This window comes from Salicola sp. Rm-C-2C1-2, assembly GCF_040196175.1.
GTDB lineage: Bacteria > Pseudomonadota > Gammaproteobacteria > Pseudomonadales > Oleiphilaceae > Halospina.
The window spans coordinates 211,348-227,955 of sequence record NZ_JBEFNF010000001.1 but is presented as its reverse complement, the minus strand read 5'-3'; the positions used below and the strand labels follow the sequence as shown (position 1 = coordinate 227,955).

At 60.2% G+C, this 16,608-nt stretch carries 15 protein-coding genes; 13 read left to right on the top strand and 2 right to left on the bottom strand.

Annotated elements, in window-relative coordinates; all coding sequences use genetic code 11:
• Positions 1-67: 67 nt before the first annotated feature.
• On the bottom strand, positions 68-1,108 hold the full coding sequence (locus AAF659_RS01010) for a rod shape-determining protein (protein WP_349749834.1): 1,041 nt from the start codon (positions 1,106-1,108) through the stop codon (positions 68-70).
• 179 nt (positions 1,109-1,287) lie between these two features.
• On the opposite strand from AAF659_RS01010, the gene AAF659_RS01005 reads away from it, so the two are divergent.
• From AAF659_RS01005 to lnt, 13 genes are all read left to right on the top strand, one after another.
• Positions 1,288-2,553, top strand: a complete 1,266-nt coding sequence (locus AAF659_RS01005) for a hypothetical protein (protein WP_349749833.1) — start codon at positions 1,288-1,290, stop codon at positions 2,551-2,553.
• Positions 2,554-2,618: 65 nt separating this feature from the next.
• Complete coding sequence (gatC, locus tag AAF659_RS01000) at positions 2,619-2,906, top strand: Asp-tRNA(Asn)/Glu-tRNA(Gln) amidotransferase subunit GatC (protein WP_349749832.1); 288 nt, start codon at positions 2,619-2,621, stop codon at positions 2,904-2,906.
• Between the two features lie 7 nt (positions 2,907-2,913).
• Positions 2,914-4,368, top strand: a complete 1,455-nt coding sequence (gene gatA, locus AAF659_RS00995; protein ID WP_349749831.1) for an Asp-tRNA(Asn)/Glu-tRNA(Gln) amidotransferase subunit GatA — start codon at positions 2,914-2,916, stop codon at positions 4,366-4,368.
• A gap of 239 nt (positions 4,369-4,607) precedes the next feature.
• On the top strand, positions 4,608-6,062 hold the full coding sequence (gene gatB, locus AAF659_RS00990; protein WP_349749830.1) for an Asp-tRNA(Asn)/Glu-tRNA(Gln) amidotransferase subunit GatB: 1,455 nt from the start codon (positions 4,608-4,610) through the stop codon (positions 6,060-6,062).
• Between the two features lie 109 nt (positions 6,063-6,171).
• On the top strand, positions 6,172-6,588 hold the full coding sequence (locus tag AAF659_RS00985; RefSeq protein ID WP_349749829.1) for a PilZ domain-containing protein: 417 nt from the start codon (positions 6,172-6,174) through the stop codon (positions 6,586-6,588).
• A 36-nt stretch (positions 6,589-6,624) separates the two neighbouring features.
• Positions 6,625-7,608, top strand: a complete 984-nt coding sequence (gene cysD / locus AAF659_RS00980) for a sulfate adenylyltransferase subunit CysD (RefSeq protein WP_502949192.1) — start codon at positions 6,625-6,627, stop codon at positions 7,606-7,608.
• Between the two features lie 36 nt (positions 7,609-7,644).
• A complete protein-coding gene (gene cysN / locus AAF659_RS00975) occupies positions 7,645-9,309 on the top strand; it encodes a sulfate adenylyltransferase subunit CysN (protein ID WP_349749828.1) in 1,665 nt (554 codons plus the stop codon).
• A 3-nt stretch (positions 9,310-9,312) separates the two neighbouring features.
• Positions 9,313-10,332, top strand: coding sequence for a nucleoid-associated protein (locus tag AAF659_RS00970; protein ID WP_349749827.1), 1,020 nt, complete (start codon positions 9,313-9,315; stop codon positions 10,330-10,332).
• A 76-nt stretch (positions 10,333-10,408) separates the two neighbouring features.
• Entirely contained in the window at positions 10,409-11,752 is a 1,344-nt protein-coding gene (miaB, locus tag AAF659_RS00965; RefSeq protein ID WP_349749826.1) for a tRNA (N6-isopentenyl adenosine(37)-C2)-methylthiotransferase MiaB, read from the top strand.
• A gap of 12 nt (positions 11,753-11,764) precedes the next feature.
• Positions 11,765-12,736 carry a PhoH family protein gene (locus tag AAF659_RS00960; protein ID WP_349749825.1) on the top strand — a complete coding sequence of 324 codons (972 nt, stop codon included), beginning with the start codon at positions 11,765-11,767 and terminating at the stop codon, positions 12,734-12,736.
• Positions 12,733-13,182, top strand: a complete 450-nt coding sequence (gene ybeY, locus AAF659_RS00955; protein ID WP_349749824.1) for an rRNA maturation RNase YbeY — start codon at positions 12,733-12,735, stop codon at positions 13,180-13,182. Before AAF659_RS00960 ends, ybeY begins: the two co-directional genes overlap by 4 nt.
• 33 nt (positions 13,183-13,215) lie before the next feature.
• The gene (locus tag AAF659_RS00950) at positions 13,216-14,055 is read left to right on the top strand and encodes a CorC family transporter (RefSeq protein ID WP_349749823.1); all 840 of its coding nucleotides are present in this window, start codon (positions 13,216-13,218) and stop codon (positions 14,053-14,055) included.
• 13 nt (positions 14,056-14,068) lie between these two features.
• Positions 14,069-15,580 carry an apolipoprotein N-acyltransferase gene (gene lnt / locus AAF659_RS00945; protein WP_349749822.1) on the top strand — a complete coding sequence of 504 codons (1,512 nt, stop codon included), beginning with the start codon at positions 14,069-14,071 and terminating at the stop codon, positions 15,578-15,580.
• Here lnt and AAF659_RS00940 read toward each other — a convergent pair.
• On the bottom strand, positions 15,577-16,560 hold the full coding sequence (locus tag AAF659_RS00940) for an aspartyl/asparaginyl beta-hydroxylase domain-containing protein (RefSeq protein WP_349749821.1): 984 nt from the start codon (positions 16,558-16,560) through the stop codon (positions 15,577-15,579). The genes lnt and AAF659_RS00940 overlap by 4 nt on opposite strands.
• Between the last annotated feature and the right edge of the window lie 48 nt (positions 16,561-16,608).

Sequence of the window (16,608 nt, the reverse complement as noted above, 5' to 3'; positions counted from 1 at the left end):
CAGCCGCCGCTGGCACCGGAACGACAGCGGCAGTACCTGCAGTTCAACCGGAACCGATAACGGCGCGTCAGTCGTCCTCGGAGAACATGGTTGCGCCGCTCCGGTCGATGCGCTCCAGCGCTTTGCCGCCGCCTCGAGCCACACAGGTCAACGGGTCTTCCGCCACCACTACAGGCAGCCCGGTTTCCTCACTGATCAGGGTCTCAAGCCCGCGTAGCAGTGCTCCGCCGCCGGTCAGAACAATCCCGCGCTCGGCAATGTCGGAGGCAAGTTCGGGGGGTGACTGCTCGAGCGCGCTCTTAACGGTCTGCACGATCTGCGCAAGCGACTCCTGAAGTGCTTCCAGAATCTCATTGCTGTTAAGGGTGAACTGGCGCGGAACCCCTTCGGCGAGATTGCGTCCACGCACATCGATCTCGCGCACCTCAAGCCCTTCATAGGCGCAGCCGACCTCATGCTTGATGCGCTCGGCTGTGGAATCCCCGATCAAACTCCCATAGTTACGACGGACATAGGTCACAATGGCTTCATCGAATCTGTCGCCACCAACTCGCACCGACTCCGCGTAAACAATGCCATTCAGCGAGATGATGGCAATCTCGGTGGTACCGCCGCCGATATCCACGATCATGGAACCACTGGCTTCTTCTACCGGCAGCCCGGCACCAATCGCCGCCGCCATGGGCTCCTCAATCAGGAACACTTCCCGTGCACCAGCACCCAAAGCGGACTCCCGGATGGCCTTGCGCTCCACCTGAGTGCTTTTACTCGGCACACAGACCAGAACCCGCGGGCTCGGAGTGATGAAACTGTTCTCATGGACTTTGTGAATGAAATGCTGGAGCATCTTTTCGGTGACCACAAAATCCGCGATCACACCGTCCTTAAGCGGACGTATGGCCGTTATATTGCCCGGTGTACGGCCCAGCATACGCTTGGCCTCGCTGCCGACAGCCGCTACTTTCTTCTGGCCGTTGGAGGTACTTACGGCAACGACGGAAGGCTCATCCAGTATGATCCCCCGACCACGGACAAAGATGAGCGTGTTGGCGGTTCCCAGATCAATGGAAAGATCGCTGGAGAACGCGCCTCTGAGTTTCTTGAGCATCAGTGCTGTTTCAACCTGGCTTTACGGATTCGATGGCCGGCCTCGCCTGCCGTTTCCGTGGCGAAACCTCTTGGATGCCGGAACTTTAGCAGTGGCGGGGGGTTCAGGCAAGACACCCCGCATTGTTACCCATCAGCAACCAATGGAATAATGCATTTTTGACCTTGGGTCAGGAGGCCATGAATATCACGGCGCTTTCTCACAGACGTGCGCAAGCTTCCTGCGCTGGGCTCTCAGCACTGCTGCTGTGGGTGCTACCGCTCACTGGTCACGCCTTCTGGGGCAACACCCTGGCCATGGAGCCCCAGCCGTTCCGCCAGGAGCGCGTTCTGGAAAGCCGGACTTTTCAGTACAATGACGAAAGTTTCATTCACCGCAGCAGCTTCGCCTCAACACCTGCAGAGTACCGCTCACATCCTCTACCTCAGGATCACATTGAAGGTGTGGGCGGCAGCTCCCGCTCTGATGAACTCTTTCTTGATGCCAGCGCGAGGGCCACCCAACGCTTCGACCGCAAGGGCACTGTCGACTTCCAGTACCGCTTCCGGCGAACCGAAGACTACGACGGACGCTATTCGCGCAACCTGGTGGGGTTCGGCATCCATCCCGGAGGCGGCATCCAGGCAAGACTCATGGCCGATGCGCAGGGTGACAAAGCCCGTATTGACCTGCAGCCGGAACTTGGCTGGCAGGATCGCCATGGCAACGCCGTGCGAGTGGCCCTGGTCATGCCTGACTACGTGTTCAATGAAAAACAAAATGAAGCCCACTACGCCGACACGCCCAGAACATTGTTCAGTGCCGCCCAATGGCACGCCTCCGATGTCACTTCTCTTAAAGGCTACATCAGCCTCAGCCCGGAAACCGAGCTGGAGATCCCCTCAAGGGACAGCCTGTTCCGGGAGGAGTCAGCCCAGGGCGGATTCAGCCTCCAGCACCGATTCAACAAAGATGCGAGTGTACGCTGGCTCATAGAAGGCGCTTTTACTGATCGGCACCAGAACGGCCTATCCAGCAGCGCATCCGCCAGTATGGAACGCCGTGTCTGGCGCAGCCGCGCAATCCTGACTTATGCTGGCGGCCGTGTTGAACGCTGGCGCCTGGGTGGCGAATTCCTCAGCCTGGCTGAAAGCGGCCAACTCATTGGAGACGCACGGCAACTTTCCGACCGGGACGAATACTTGGCCTTCATAGGCTTCGGGCAGTCACTTTCCCCCGAATGGCAGTTCTCCCCGGAGCTGTTTGTCGCCCACGTGAACGGTTACTCACTCAATGGGCTTAAACAGCGATACTCAGATCATGACGGCAACTACATCAAAGCATCCCTGCCGTTCAGCTGGGCGCCGCAGGGCAAGAACGGTCCTCGGCTCACCCTTAACCCCTCTGTGGAACTCCACGAGCCCGGTTTCGGTGGCGGCAACCTACGCATCAGGATTCCGCTATGAGGTTCCGGGGTTCAGAATGCGACCTGATCTGCTATCATCGCGCGCTCTGACGGGAAGGAAACGGCATGAGCATTTCCAGAGACAAAATCGAACAGGTAGCCTGGCTGGCCCGCATCCAGCTCGAGGAATCCGATAAGGAAGCGCTTGAGAACAAACTGAGCGATATCCTGAGCATGGTCGGCCAGCTCCAGGCCGCGGACACCGACGGCATCACCCCCATGGCGCACCCACTGGATGCCACCCAGCGACTGCGCCCGGATGAAGTCACCGAAACCAATCAGCGCGAACGGTTCCAGGCCGTAGCTCCGGAAACACAGGACGGACTTTACCTGGTACCGCGGGTAGTGGAGTAAGCGCCGGATGCACACCAGAACCCTCTCAGAACTGGCACAGGCACTTCAAACGGGTGAAACCACCAGTGAAGCCCTGACCCGTGAAACCCTTGAGCGTATCCGGGCCCATGACGACAACTACAACAGCTTCGTCACCGTTGCTGAGGAACGCGCGCTGGAACAGGCACGCGCCGCCGACCAGGCCCGCGCCGACGGCAACGCAGGCCCGCTGACAGGCATCCCTTTCGCACACAAGGACATCTTCTGCACCGAAGACCTGCTTACCACCTGCGGCTCGCATATGCTCGATAACTTCGCGCCGCCCTATAACTCGACAGTGGCCCAGAAATTGGACGACGCCGGCGCTGTCTGTGTAGGCAAGGCCAACATGGACGAGTTCGCCATGGGCTCCTCCAATGAGACCAGCTATTTCGGCCCAGTGACCAACCCTTGGGGCGAGGGCCTCGTACCCGGCGGCTCCTCCGGCGGCTCCGCTGCGGCCGTAGCCGCACGCCTGGTGCCCGCCGCCACCGCGACCGACACTGGCGGCTCAATCCGCCAGCCCGCGGCGCTGTGCGGCCTCACAGGCCTCAAGCCCACTTACGGCCGCATCTCCCGCTACGGCATCATTGCTTTCGCCTCCAGCCTCGACCAGGCCGGCACCCTCACGCACGATGCCCGGGATGCCGCCCTGATGCTCAACACCATGGCCGGCTTCGATCCCAAGGACTCCACCAGCCTGGACCGCGAAGTGCCGGACTACACCGATAATCTGGAGAGCGACCTGGGCGGTCTGCGCATCGGCCTGCCGAAGGAGTACTTCTCCGATACGCTGTCACCGGAGATGGCGGAACAGGTCCGCAACGCCATCAGCGAATACGAGAAACTCGGGGCCACGGTCAAAGAGATCAGCCTGCCCCACTCGCACCTGGCTGTGGCCGCCTACTACGTGATCGCGCCCGCCGAAGCTTCCGCCAACCTCTCACGCTTTGACGGTGTTCGCTACGGCCACCGCTGCGAAAACCCGCAGGACCTCAACGACCTCTACCTGCGTTCGCGCTCCGAAGGCTTCGGCGAAGAAGTCAAACGCCGCATCCTGGTCGGCACCTACGCCCTTTCGGCCGGTTTCTTTGACGCCTACTACCTCAAGGCCCAGAAAGTCCGGCGCCTGATCCAGCAGGACTTCACCGACGCCTTCAGCGAAGTCGACCTGATCATGGGCCCCACATCGCCCTCACCGGCCTTCGCTCAGGGCGACAAGACTGACGACCCGATCAACATGTACCTGGAGGACGTGTTCACCATTGCCTCCAACCTCGCAGGCCTGCCGGCCATGTCCATCCCCGGCGGCATGGTCAACGACCTGCCGGTCGGACTGCAGATCATCGGCAACTATTTTGACGAAGCCCGGATGCTGAATGCCGCCCATCGCTTCCAGCAAGTGACGGACTGGCATCAGCAGGTGGCGCCGAACAGCGTCTGAGGTATTTGCTTGGCCTACTACTGGCATAGCCAGAAGGCGTAAAGTTACTGACAGATTGATGACAGCTGGGCGGCCAAAGGCATGGGTGTGGGGCGCCTTTACAGGAAGCTCGATCGCCAGGGATGGCGATCGCGCAGCGTCCATGGATGGATTCATAGCGATTCCTGTTAAGGCGCCCCGCACTCATGCCCGCAACCAACCAGCAGGCTAGATACAACTCCGCGGGAGCAGACAACATCATGCAATGGGAAACCGTGATCGGGCTGGAAGTCCACGTACAGCTCGCCACCCAGTCCAAGATCTTCTCCGGCGCCAGCACCGCCTTCGGCGCCGAACCCAACGCCCAGGCCAGCGCCGTCGACCTGGCCATGCCCGGCATGCTCCCCGTGCTCAATGAAGACGCCGTGCGCATGGCCGTTCAGTTCGGCCTCGCCGTCAATGCCGACATCGCGCACCGGTCCGTCTTCGACCGCAAGAACTACTTCTACGCCGACCTGCCCAAGGGCTACCAGATCAGCCAGATGTACCACCCCATCGTGGGCAAGGGGGAAGTCAGCGTGAACCTGTCCGACGGCAGTGAGCGCACCATTGGCATCGAGCACGCCCACCTCGAGGAAGATGCCGGCAAATCCCTGCACGAAGACTTTCAGGGCCAGTCCGGTATCGACCTCAACCGCGCCGGCACGCCCCTGCTTGAGATCGTCTCCGAACCGGACATGCGCAGCGCCGAGGAAGCCGCTGCCTACCTGCGGAAAATCCACGCCATCGTCACCTACCTCGGCATCTCAGACGGCAACATGTCCCAGGGCTCCATGCGCTGCGACTGCAACGTCTCTGTCCGTCCCAAGGGGCAGACCGAATTCGGCACCCGCACCGAAATCAAAAACGTCAACTCCTTCCGCTTCGTGGAGAAGGCCATCAATGCCGAAGTGGAACGCCAGACCGAGCTGATCGAGGACGGCGGCGATGTAGAACAGGAAACCCGCCTGTACGACGCGGAGCGGGACGAAACCCGCTCCATGCGTACCAAGGAATTCGCCAACGACTACCGCTACTTCCCAGACCCCGACCTGCTACCGGTGGTGATCGACGACGACACTATCAACCGCATCCGCGACGAACTTCCGGAGCTACCGGACACCAAACAGGCGCGTTTTGTCAGTGACTACGACCTGAGCACAGGAGAGGCCGCACCCCTGGTCCAGAGCCAGACACTGGCCAATTACTTCGAGCAGGTTGCCCGCAGCAGCGGTGATGCCCGCCAGGCGGCCAACTGGATCATGGGCGAACTCGCCCGCCTGATGAACCAGCACGAAATCGAAATCCAGGACTGCCCGGTCAGCGCCAACGATCTGGCCACCCTGATCCTGCGTGTCCAGGACGGCACGATCTCCGGCAAGCTCGCCAAACAGGTATTTGAGGCTCTATGGAAAGGCGAAGGCAACCCTGATGAGATCATTGAACAGCAGGGGCTGAAGCAGGTTTCCGACAGCAGTGAGATCGAAGCCCTGGTAGACCAGGTTCTGGCTGAAAACCAGGCCATGATTGACGATTATCTGGGCGAGGACGTGGCCAAGAAACAGAAAAAGAAGTTCAATGCTCTGGTCGGACAGGTCATGAAAGCCTCCCAGGGCAAGGCTAACCCGGCCCAGGTGAACGACATCCTGCAGCAGCGGCTCACCACTACCGATTAGGCGGCTGCATTCCGCGTCAGGCAAGGCATATCAATGCCTTACTGAGGTTTGTACATTCCGCATACAGGGCCTATGCTGCAAGTCAAATCACGTAAATCAGGAATGGCTCATGGCGGCACGGTCCTCTTTGGCGGGCTTCAACGGGCGACCCAATCTGCGTCACTATCACCGCATTCCGGTTCACCTGGCAGCGTCACTTGAGCAGGACGGAGATCTCCTACCCGAGTGCACCATCAACAACCTGTCACGATCCGGCCTCCATATTGAATGCGCGTCGGCGATTCTTGAGCGGCTCGTACCCAACGGCAAACCCGTTGCACCACACATGGCCATCCCGGTGCACCTGACGTTCAGCGTTCCCGGCGAGGCCGGCAGCATCTGTATCCGGGCCCGGTGCGACGTGGTCACCGTACGCCGGGTTTCCCGGGACTCGTTCAATGTGGGCATGTCTTTCGCGGAATTCGAGGATGATAGCGACACGCACCTCGATCACTACATCAACAAACAGCTTGCCGCGAGCATCTGACGCCACCACCCTTCTTACCCCACCCAATGCTCTGGTATAATCCGCAGTTCAGTTGAGGCCGGTTTTTATAAGAACCGGTTCCATTCCGAGTCAACAGCGGTACAGAGCGCGATGACCCAATACAATCTCACGCACCTCAAACAGCTGGAAGCGGAAAGCATCCACATCATGCGGGAAGTAGCGGCCGAGTTTGACAACCCGGCCATGCTCTACTCCATCGGCAAAGACTCCTCAGTGATGCTCCATCTGGCCCGCAAGGCCTTCTGGCCCGGTCGGATCCCTTTCCCCATGCTGCACGTGGACACCACCTGGAAATTCAAGGAAATGATTGAATTCCGGGATCGGATGGCCGAAAAGTACGACCTCGATATGATCGTCCACATCAACGAGGAAGGCGTGAATCAGGGCATCGGCCCCTTCAGCCACGGCAGTGCCAAACACACTGACGTCATGAAGACTCAGTCGCTCAAACAGGCGCTGGAGAAGTATAAGTTCGACGCGGCTTTCGGCGGCGCCCGCCGGGACGAGGAGAAATCCCGAGCCAAGGAGCGCGTCTACTCCTTCCGGGATGAAAACCACCGCTGGGACCCAAAGAACCAGCGCCCGGAGCTGTGGAATATCTACAACGGCCAGATCAACAAGGGCGAGAGTATCCGCGTATTCCCGCTGTCCAACTGGACCGAGCTGGACGTCTGGCAGTATATCCATCTTGAGAATATCGAAATCGTGCCGCTCTACTTCTCCAAGCCGCGGCCTGTCGTCGAACGTGACGGCACCCTGATCATGGTCGACGACGACCGCATGCCGCTGGAACCGGGCGAGAAGCCTGAAATGAAATCCGTGCGCTTCCGCACTCTGGGCTGCTACCCGCTGACCGGCGCCATCGAGTCCGAGGCGGACACCCTGCCCGAGATCATCCAGGAGATGCTGCTCACACGCAGCTCTGAGCGCCAGGGCCGGGTCATCGACCACGACAGCGCCGGCTCCATGGAGAAGAAGAAACAAGAAGGCTACTTCTAAGCGCGAGCCCAACCCGGTTTTTCGGAGAAAAGATCCATGTCACATCAGTCAGACCTGATCGGCACCGACATCAATGCCTATCTCAAGCAGCACGAACAGAAAGAGCTTCTGCGGCTGCTGACCTGCGGCAGTGTGGACGACGGCAAGAGTACCCTCATCGGCCGGCTGCTGCACGACACCAGCATGATCTACGAGGATCAGCTGGCCGCACTGGAGTCCGACAGCTCCAAAGTGGGCTCCACCGGCGAAAAACTGGACCTGTCACTGCTCGTCGACGGCCTGCAGGCGGAGCGGGAACAGGGGATCACCATTGATGTGGCCTATCGCTACTTCTCGACGGCCAAGCGCAAATTCATCATGGCCGACACGCCCGGCCATGAGCAGTACACGCGCAACATGGCCACCGGTGCCTCGAACGCGCAGCTCGCCGTCATCCTGATCGACGCCCGCCAAGGCGTACTGACCCAGACCAAGCGCCACTCCTTCCTGGCCTCACTGCTTGGCATCAAGCATGTGGTCGTCGCCATCAATAAAATGGACCTGGTCGACTACAGCGAGCAGCGTTTTAACGAGATCAGAGAAGAATACCAGCACTTCTGCGGTAATCTCGGCCTGGAGGACGTGCGTTTCGTTCCGATTTCGGCACTTGAGGGCGACAACGTCGTCCATCCCAGCGACAACATGCCCTGGTTCGAAGGCCAGCCCATGATGCAGGTTCTGGAAACCGTGCCAATCTCCCGTGACAAGGACTTCGAGCATTTGCGGTTCCCCGTGCAGTATGTGAACAGGCCCAACCTCGACTTCCGGGGCTTCTGCGGCACCATCGCAAGTGGCGTAGTGAAGCCTGACGATGAAGTGGTTGCCCTGCCATCAGGGCGCTCCACCCGCGTTGACCGTGTCGTCACCTTTGAAGGGGATCAGGAGGCAGCCCATATCGACCAGGCCGTCACCCTCACACTGAAGGACGAGATCGACATCAGCCGCGGTGATATGCTGGTGCACGCTGGCAACATGCCCGAGGTGGCCACTGCCTTCAACGCCAATGTGGTGTGGATGATCGACGACCCGCTGACCCCGGGCCGCCAGTACGACATCAAGCAGGGACCACGTTATACCTCCGGGGCCATGCGCCGGGTGCACTACAAGACGGACGTCAACACTCTGGAGCAGCAGCAGGGCACTGAGCTCGCGCTGAACGAGATCGGCCTGTGCGAGTTCGCGGTCAGCCATCCGCTGGCTTTTGACCCCTACCCGAACTGTGGCTCAACAGGCGCTTTCATCATCATCGACCGGCTGACCAACATCACCATTGGCGCGGGCATGATCAAGAGCACCGCCAGCGATGCCGAAGGTCTTATGAACCCGGTTACCACCGATGAATGGCAGCGCCGGCTGGACCAGAAGCCGCTGGTCATCGACTGCGGTGGCGAGGCAGCGGACAAGCTGGCAACAGCACTACAGCGCAGCCTGTTCGATATGGGCAAAACCGGCATCGTGCTGGATAACACCAACACGGATTCGGAAGAGGATCGCGGCAGCATGGCCGAGGTACTCTACAATCAAGGCCTGATCGTAGTAACGGCCGGCGTCAGTGGCACCCCTGCGGACTACAGCGTCAATGCCGACGACGACGCCGGCATCAGCAAGGCCGTCCAGGAGCTGCTGCAGACGCTGCGTCGGGAAAAGCGGCTGCAGGGCTGACCGATGGCGATCCGCCAACTTCGGCTGATGCGGGCCTCGTTGCCCGGCGGTGGTCAACCGACTCATGTCGTGGCCGGCTCGGCCATGGCCGAGCCGGGTGGTGATTATGAGGCCCTGCACCGCCAGCTCAAGAAACTGTTCAACAGTCGCCCCGGCAAGGCTTATGGCCGTTTTTCGGATGATATCGGCAGCCATCCCATCCGGGGTTGGCTGGGCGACTACCTCGACGAGCATCAGGGGTTTGAGGCCTTTACCAACCAGCTCCTGAGCCAGTGGCAGGACGAGATCACCCGCGCGGACACCGACCCCGAACGCCCACTGCTCGTCGTCCATGAGTCCCTGGCCGACGGCGAAGTGCTGTACCTCTTCGCTCTGGAGATGGACCCGCTCTTTACTCTGGACGCCAACCTTGAACTCGCCCCTACCGAGACCATCAGCCGCTCCCGCCTGAACCTGGCGGCGCGCGTGGAGTTGGCGGACTGGCGCGGCGAACAGGGCTCGGAGAACTACCTGACGGTGCTCCAGGGTCGCGGAACAGGCGAGATCGGCAAGTGTTTCGCGCGCCTGGTGGGCTTCCAGCAGGAGGTGGACGTGGAGGCCGAGACCCGGACCTTCCTGGAGGCGGTGGAGTCCTTCGCCCAGCAGCAGTCGGAGCCGGATCACGCCCACGCCGTGCGCCACAAGGCGTTCGAATTCTGTAATGAGCAGGAGGCACTGGGCGAGCCAGTGCCCCTCTCGGCCCTTTCCAGCTACATCGACGACAGCCAGCCGGAGCGGTTTGCCGAGCACGTGGCCGAATCCCAGGCATTGGGGCCAGATCAGGTGCTGCATCCCGATCGACGCAAGGTGAAAAAACTGGTGCGGATTGCCGGCAAGGGCAACGGGCTGAGCCTGTCGTTCTCTTCCGATCTGGTGAACCAGGCGGTGCACTACGACCGCGACCGGGATGCCCTCATCATCACCCAGGTCCCCCGCAGCCTCAAGGAACAGCTCCAGAGTTATCTGGATGACGCCTCCGACTGAGCTTTTGGTTTGTGACAGAACCAGACCGCAGGCGTTATAATCGACGATCTTCCAACCAGACAGAACGCCGCCAACCATGGGAAAAAAGCTCTTCATCAAGACCCACGGCTGCCAGATGAACGAATACGACTCATCGCGCATGATCGACCTCCTGCGCGAGAGTCACGAGGTGGAGCTAACCGATACCGCCAACGATGCGGACATCCTGCTGCTCAACACCTGTTCCATCCGTGAAAAAGCCCAGGAAAAGGTTTTCGACCAGCTGGGCCGCTGGAAAAAACTGAAGAAGGACAACCCGGACGCCATCATCGGCGTTGGCGGCTGCGTTGCCAGCCAGGAAGGTCAGGCGATCCTCGACCGGGCGCCGTACGTGGACATGGTCTTTGGCCCCCAGACGCTGCACCGGCTGCCCGAGATGATCACCAAGGCCGACAGTGATGGCGGCGTTGGCGTGGTGGACGTCAGTTTTCCCCAGATCGAGAAGTTCGACGAACTCCCCGGCCCTGGTGTTAATGGTCCCACCGCCTTTGTCTCCATCATGGAAGGCTGCAGCAAATACTGCTCCTTCTGCGTGGTGCCTTACACCCGGGGTGAGGAACTAAGTCGGCCGGTTGAGGACGTGCTTGAAGAGGTCCGGGACCTGGCCCGCCAGGGGGTGCGAGAGGTGAATCTTCTGGGCCAGAACGTCAATGCCTACGACGGCGAGACCCTGGATGGCGACACCATGGACCTGGCCGAGCTGATCACCTGGGTGGCGGACATCGACGGCATTGACCGCATCCGCTTCACCACCTCCCACCCAGTCGAGTTCTCGGACGCACTGATCAACGTCTACGAACAGGTACCGGAGCTGGTCAGCCACCTGCACCTTCCGGTCCAGGCCGGTTCGGACCGGATCCTGGCACTGATGAAGCGCGGCCACACGGCCCTGGAGTACAAGTCCAAGATCCGCAAGCTGCGCCGCATCCGTCCTCAGTTGAGTCTGTCCTCGGATTTCATCATCGGTTTTCCGGGCGAAACGGAGAAAGACTTTGAAGACACCATGAAGCTGATCAACGACGTCGGTTTCGATGTCTCTTTCAGCTTTGTCTACAGCGCCCGCCCCGGCACCCCGGCCGCGGACCTTGCGGACGACACCCCGGAAAGCGTCAAGAAAGAACGTCTGGCAATCCTGCAGGACCGCATCAACCAGCAGGCGCAGGAGATCAGCCGCCGCATGGTCGGCAGTACCCAGCGCATTCTGGTCACGGGCGTCTCCAAGAAGGATCCGGGCGAGTACCAGGGCCGTACCGAGAACAATCGGGTGGTCAACTTCCGTACTGACGTACCCGGCGTGATCGGCTCCTTCGTGGACGTGGAGATCACCGAGGCATTGCCGAATTCCCTGCGTGGCGTCATGATAGATGCCAACCGTTACTGAGCCGAGGCCCGCTTGAGCGCCGACACCCGCGAATTCCAGCTGGAACCCGCAGATACCGACCGCCTGGCCGCCCTCTGCGGCCAGTTCGACGAACACCTCAAACACATCGAGAAGCGCATGGGCGTACGCATCGGTTATCGCGGGCATTCCTTCCGGGTTACCGGTGATGGCGAAGCGGCGACAGCGGCGATGGAGGTGCTCAAGCATCTCTACCGCGAAACCGAAGCCGGCGATGACATCAGTCCGGACACGGTGCACCTGTTCATCCGCGAATCCGGCTTCGAACGCCTGCCCGAGACCAGTGGCTACGACGGCGCCCAGCAGGTCATCGATACGCCGCGACTGAAAATCCAGCCCAGAGGCGACAATCAGCAACGCTACGTGCACGCCATCCGCACCCACGACATCAACTTTGGTGTAGGCCCGGCAGGTACTGGCAAGACCTGGCTCGCCGTGGCCTGTGCTGTGGAAGCGCTCAAGGCCGAAGAAGTCAAGCGGGTGATGCTCGTACGCCCGGCGGTGGAAGCCGGTGAAAAGCTGGGCTTTCTTCCGGGGGATCTATCCCAGAAGGTTGACCCCTACCTCAAGCCGCTGTACGACGCGCTTTACGAAATGCTCGGCTTTGAGCAGGTGAACAAGCTGATCGAGCGCAGCGTGATCGAGATCGCACCCCTGGCGTTCATGCGCGGGCGCACACTGAACAACTCTTTCATCATTCTGGACGAGAGCCAGAATACCACCCGGGAACAGATGAAAATGTTCCTAACGCGCATCGGTTTTGGCTCCACAGCCATCATCACCGGCGACATCACCCAGATCGACTTGCCGCGCGGCCAACACTCCGGCCTGGAACACTCATTGCGGGTTCTGCGGGAGGTCAAAGGCATTGGCATCACCTACTTCGGCGCCGAGGACGTAGTCCGCCATCCGCTTGTGCAGCGCATCGTGGAAGCCTACGATGACTGGGACGAGCGTAACGCATGAGCCTCGTGACCCTCGATCTTCAGTTGGCAACCCACCAGACGGAACTGCCCGCCCATTCAGACCTTTCGGCCTGGGCGGAGCACGGCTGGCAGGATGACGCCAACACTGAGGTTACAGTGCGCATTGTGGACGAGACAGAAGGACGTGAGCTGAACCATCAGTACCGGGGGAAGGATTACGCCACCAACGTCCTGTCCTTCCCTTTTGAGGCACCGCCTGGTATCTCACTGAGCCTGCTCGGCGATCTGATCATCTGCGCCGGCGTGGTCGAAGGCGAAGCCCGGCAACAGGGCAAAAGGTCCGAGGCCCACTGGGCACATCTGGTGATTCATGGCATGCTTCACCTGCAGGGTTACGATCATCAGGACCCCGACGAGGCGGAAACCATGGAGGCGCTTGAAGTGCGTCTTCTCGAACAACTTGGTTTCCCCGACCCCTATCGGTAGCAACCCGCGAACAGGAATTCGGACAGCGACCCCATGAGCGACGACTCATCCAATGGCCAGACGAAGAACTCCTGGCTGGAGCGATTATCCCAGGCCTTCTCCAGTGAGCCCCGCACGCCCGAAGATCTACTGCGTCTACTACGCGACGCCGAATTTCAGCAGTTGATCGATTCGGATGCCATGAGCATCATCGAAGGCGCTATGCAGGTTACGGACATGCGTGTGGAGGAAATCATGATCCCCCGCTCTCGCATGGTCACAGTCAAGGCCGAGGCGGACCCCTCCTCCTACATCAACGAGATCATCGAATCCGCCCACTCGCGGTTTCCGGCCATTGGCGACACCTCGGACGAAATCATCGGCATCCTGCTGGCCAAGGACCTGCTGCCGCTGGCGCTGCGCAACAACCTGACCCGTGACAGTATCCGGGACATTCTGCGTCCGGCCACAGTCGTGCCCGAAAGCAAGCGTTGCAATCAGCTGCTCAAGGAGTTCAAAGAGAACCGTAACCACATGGCCATCGTGGTGGACGAATACGGCGGCGTCTCAGGACTCATCACCATTGAGGACGTTCTGGAACAGATCGTCGGCGATATTGAGGACGAGCATGATGTTGACGACGATGACCGGATCCGCGAGCGCGAGCACGGCATCTACGCGGTCAAAGCCCAGACCCCCATCGAGGACTTCAACGAATTCTTCGGCACTGGCCTGGACGAAGAAGCGTTCGACACCATTGGTGGACTGATGCTCAGGGAATTCGGGCGGCTGCCACGGCGGGGCGAGACCACCACCTTCGACCGCTTCCGGTTCAAGGTACTCAACGCCGACAACCGCAAAATCCGCCTGATCCAGGTTAAACCCATCGCATGACGCCGGACGCGCCATGACCCAGAATCGCCTTTTCCGAATTCCCGCACTGGTCGCTGCTGGTGCGCTTCAGACACTGGCTTTCGCGCCTTTCCACCTCTGGCCCGCCGCCCTGGCTTCCCTCGGATTGGTCCTGCTCATGTGCAGCGCCCGCGACGCCAAAGCCCTTTTTCGCGACGGTTGGTTTTTGGGGATGGGCCTTTTCGGTAGTGGCGCCTCATGGGTCTATGTGAGCATTAACGAATACGGCATGACGGCTGCCCCCCTGGCCGCGATCATGACGCTGCTTTTCGCCATGGGCCTGGCTTTGTTCCCGGCTATTGCCTTCTGGTGCTGGGGGCGGCTGGCTGGCAGCCACAGCACTCGCAGCCTGTGGTTGTTCCCTGCGATCTGGACATTGATGGACTGGGTTCGAGGCTGGCTGCTCACCGGCTTCCCCTGGCTCTATGCCGGAACCGCCCAGGTCGATGGCCCGCTGGCCGGGCTAGCCCCGGTAATGGGCGTGCACGGTATCACCTTCATTACAGCCGCCACGGCGGCTCTGCTGATCGCCGCCTGGCAGCACTGGCGCGGCGCAACGCGCTGGGTTCCTATCGGACTCACAGCCGCTGCGCTTCTGCCCTGGCTACTGGCACCGCTGGCCAATCTGTTCGAATGGACAAAGCCGCAGGGCGACCCCCTCTCGGTCGCTGCGGTCCAGGGCAATATCTCGCAACACGACAAATGGGACCCGGAAATGCTCCGCAAGCAGATCCGGATCTATCGCCAGCTCACGGAGCCGCTCTGGGGCAGGGATCTCATCCTGTGGCCTGAAACCGCTCTACCAGCCACCCAGGGTCAGGCATCGCAGGTACTGGATGCGTTGGAAAGCCGCGCCTTTGACACCGAAACCACCCTGGTCACGGGGATTCCCTGGTACGGCAACAGCCCACACTACCCGGAGCCGGTTTTTCACAACAGCCTGATGACGGTGGGCCCCGGACAGGGCACATACCACAAGCAGCGGCTGGTTCCCTTTGGCGAGTATGTGCCCCTAGAATCGCTGCTGCGCGGCACCATCGAATTCCTCAGTCTGCCCATGTCGGTTTTCCAGCCAGGCCCGCAGAACCAGTCGCCACTCCAGATCGCTGATGCCAGCAGCCATCCCGCCATCTGCTACGAAATTGCCTATGCCGATTTCGTAGCCCAGCACGCGCAGAGCACCGGCTTTCTCATGACGGTCAGCAATGATGCCTGGTTCGGACGCTCGCTCGGTCCGTTCCAGCACCACCAGATCGCACGCATGCGTGCTCTGGAGACCGGTCGGGAACTGCTGCGCGGAACCAACAACGGTATCACTTCCATCGTGGATCGCGAGGGCCGCATCCGTGCCCGGGCCAAACATTATGAAAGGGATGTTTTGAGGGGAGAGATCCAACCCATGTCAGGCTCAACGCCCTTTATGGCCACCGGCTCCTGGCCGGTCGTAACGCTGGCGGCTGTAATGATCGTTTTCGGCCGCCAGCGCCGAGGCACGGAAACAGCCTAAGCGACCGAAGCGACAAGTCCGTCGATCAATACCAGACCGCCCAGCAGGACACCGCCCAGTGCCAACGCCAACAGCGTATTCACGGCATACTTGATCGCCTTGTACTGGCGCCGGTTGGTCTTTTTCAATTCCCGCACCCGCGCCAAGGCTGGCGAGATGCGTGCAAACATACTGTTCGCGAAACCACGCTGGTCGCCGTCCATATTGGGCACCACCGTCAGGCGCATCAGCCCTTTGTAGAAGACGTTGATCACCCGCCCGACCAGCCAGGTGGGCCGCTCCACGTCACACATCAGGATGAGTCGGTACTGTTTCGCGTCGTTGTGGGCATAGTGTAGATAGGTTTCGTCAAAAATCAGATCTTCACCATCGCGCCAGGAGTAATCCGTGCCATCAATATTGATGTAGCAACGGTCATCATTGGGCGTCGACAGCCCCAGGTGATAGCGCAATGAACATGCGACAGGGTCCGCGTGGCGGGTCAGCTGCGAGCCCACCGGCAGAATGGAGAACATGGCACCATTCACAGAGGGCACCTGATCCAGAATCTTGAGCGTTTCAGGGCATGAGGCCTGGGCCGAGTTATGCTGGGTGCCATACCACTTGAGATAGAACTTGCTCCAGCCATACTTCTGGAAGGTACGGAAACCGATATCGTAGTAAGCGCTGGAGTCGGGATCACTGGTCTGATCGAATACCCGGTCATCATACAGCCTGACCGCCTCCCGCCGGATGGTTTCCCAGTTGTCCTGAATCACTTGGAGCTCCGGAAACTGCTCCCGGTCCATGATAGGGGCCCGTGCCCGCTTTTTAGTGAACAGATACAGAAGACAGTTCAGCGGGCTGAAAATCGGCCAGCCTTTTCGCCAGTACTCCCCAACGCTTTTATAACGCTGCTGACCACGAAAACGGTATACGTAGATCATGGAACCCACGACAAAGGCGATGATCAATAGAAAAACGGTCAAGGCGACCGACATCGAGAACCTCCCAGGATGAACTTGGATAAGAAGCATTCATCCTAGGAT

Excerpts from the sequence above, each read along its gene's own strand:
- cysN (WP_349749828.1), top strand. The coding sequence starts at position 7,645 with ATGTCACATCAGTCAGACCTGATCGGCACCGACATCAATGCCTATCTC.
- AAF659_RS00970 (WP_349749827.1), top strand. The coding sequence starts at position 9,313 with ATGGCGATCCGCCAACTTCGGCTGATGCGGGCCTCGTTGCCCGGCGGT.
- AAF659_RS01005 (WP_349749833.1), top strand. The coding sequence starts at position 1,288 with ATGAATATCACGGCGCTTTCTCACAGACGTGCGCAAGCTTCCTGCGCT.
- AAF659_RS00950 (WP_349749823.1), top strand. The coding sequence starts at position 13,216 with ATGAGCGACGACTCATCCAATGGCCAGACGAAGAACTCCTGGCTGGAG.
- miaB (WP_349749826.1), top strand. The coding sequence starts at position 10,409 with ATGGGAAAAAAGCTCTTCATCAAGACCCACGGCTGCCAGATGAACGAA.
- AAF659_RS00985 (WP_349749829.1), top strand. The coding sequence starts at position 6,172 with ATGGCGGCACGGTCCTCTTTGGCGGGCTTCAACGGGCGACCCAATCTG.
- gatB (WP_349749830.1), top strand. The coding sequence starts at position 4,608 with ATGCAATGGGAAACCGTGATCGGGCTGGAAGTCCACGTACAGCTCGCC.
- ybeY (WP_349749824.1), top strand. The coding sequence starts at position 12,733 with ATGAGCCTCGTGACCCTCGATCTTCAGTTGGCAACCCACCAGACGGAA.
- lnt (WP_349749822.1), top strand. The coding sequence starts at position 14,069 with ATGACCCAGAATCGCCTTTTCCGAATTCCCGCACTGGTCGCTGCTGGT.
- gatA (WP_349749831.1), top strand. The coding sequence starts at position 2,914 with ATGCACACCAGAACCCTCTCAGAACTGGCACAGGCACTTCAAACGGGT.
- gatC (WP_349749832.1), top strand. The coding sequence starts at position 2,619 with ATGAGCATTTCCAGAGACAAAATCGAACAGGTAGCCTGGCTGGCCCGC.
- AAF659_RS01010 (WP_349749834.1), bottom strand. The coding sequence starts at position 1,108 with ATGCTCAAGAAACTCAGAGGCGCGTTCTCCAGCGATCTTTCCATTGAT.
- AAF659_RS00940 (WP_349749821.1), bottom strand. The coding sequence starts at position 16,560 with ATGTCGGTCGCCTTGACCGTTTTTCTATTGATCATCGCCTTTGTCGTG.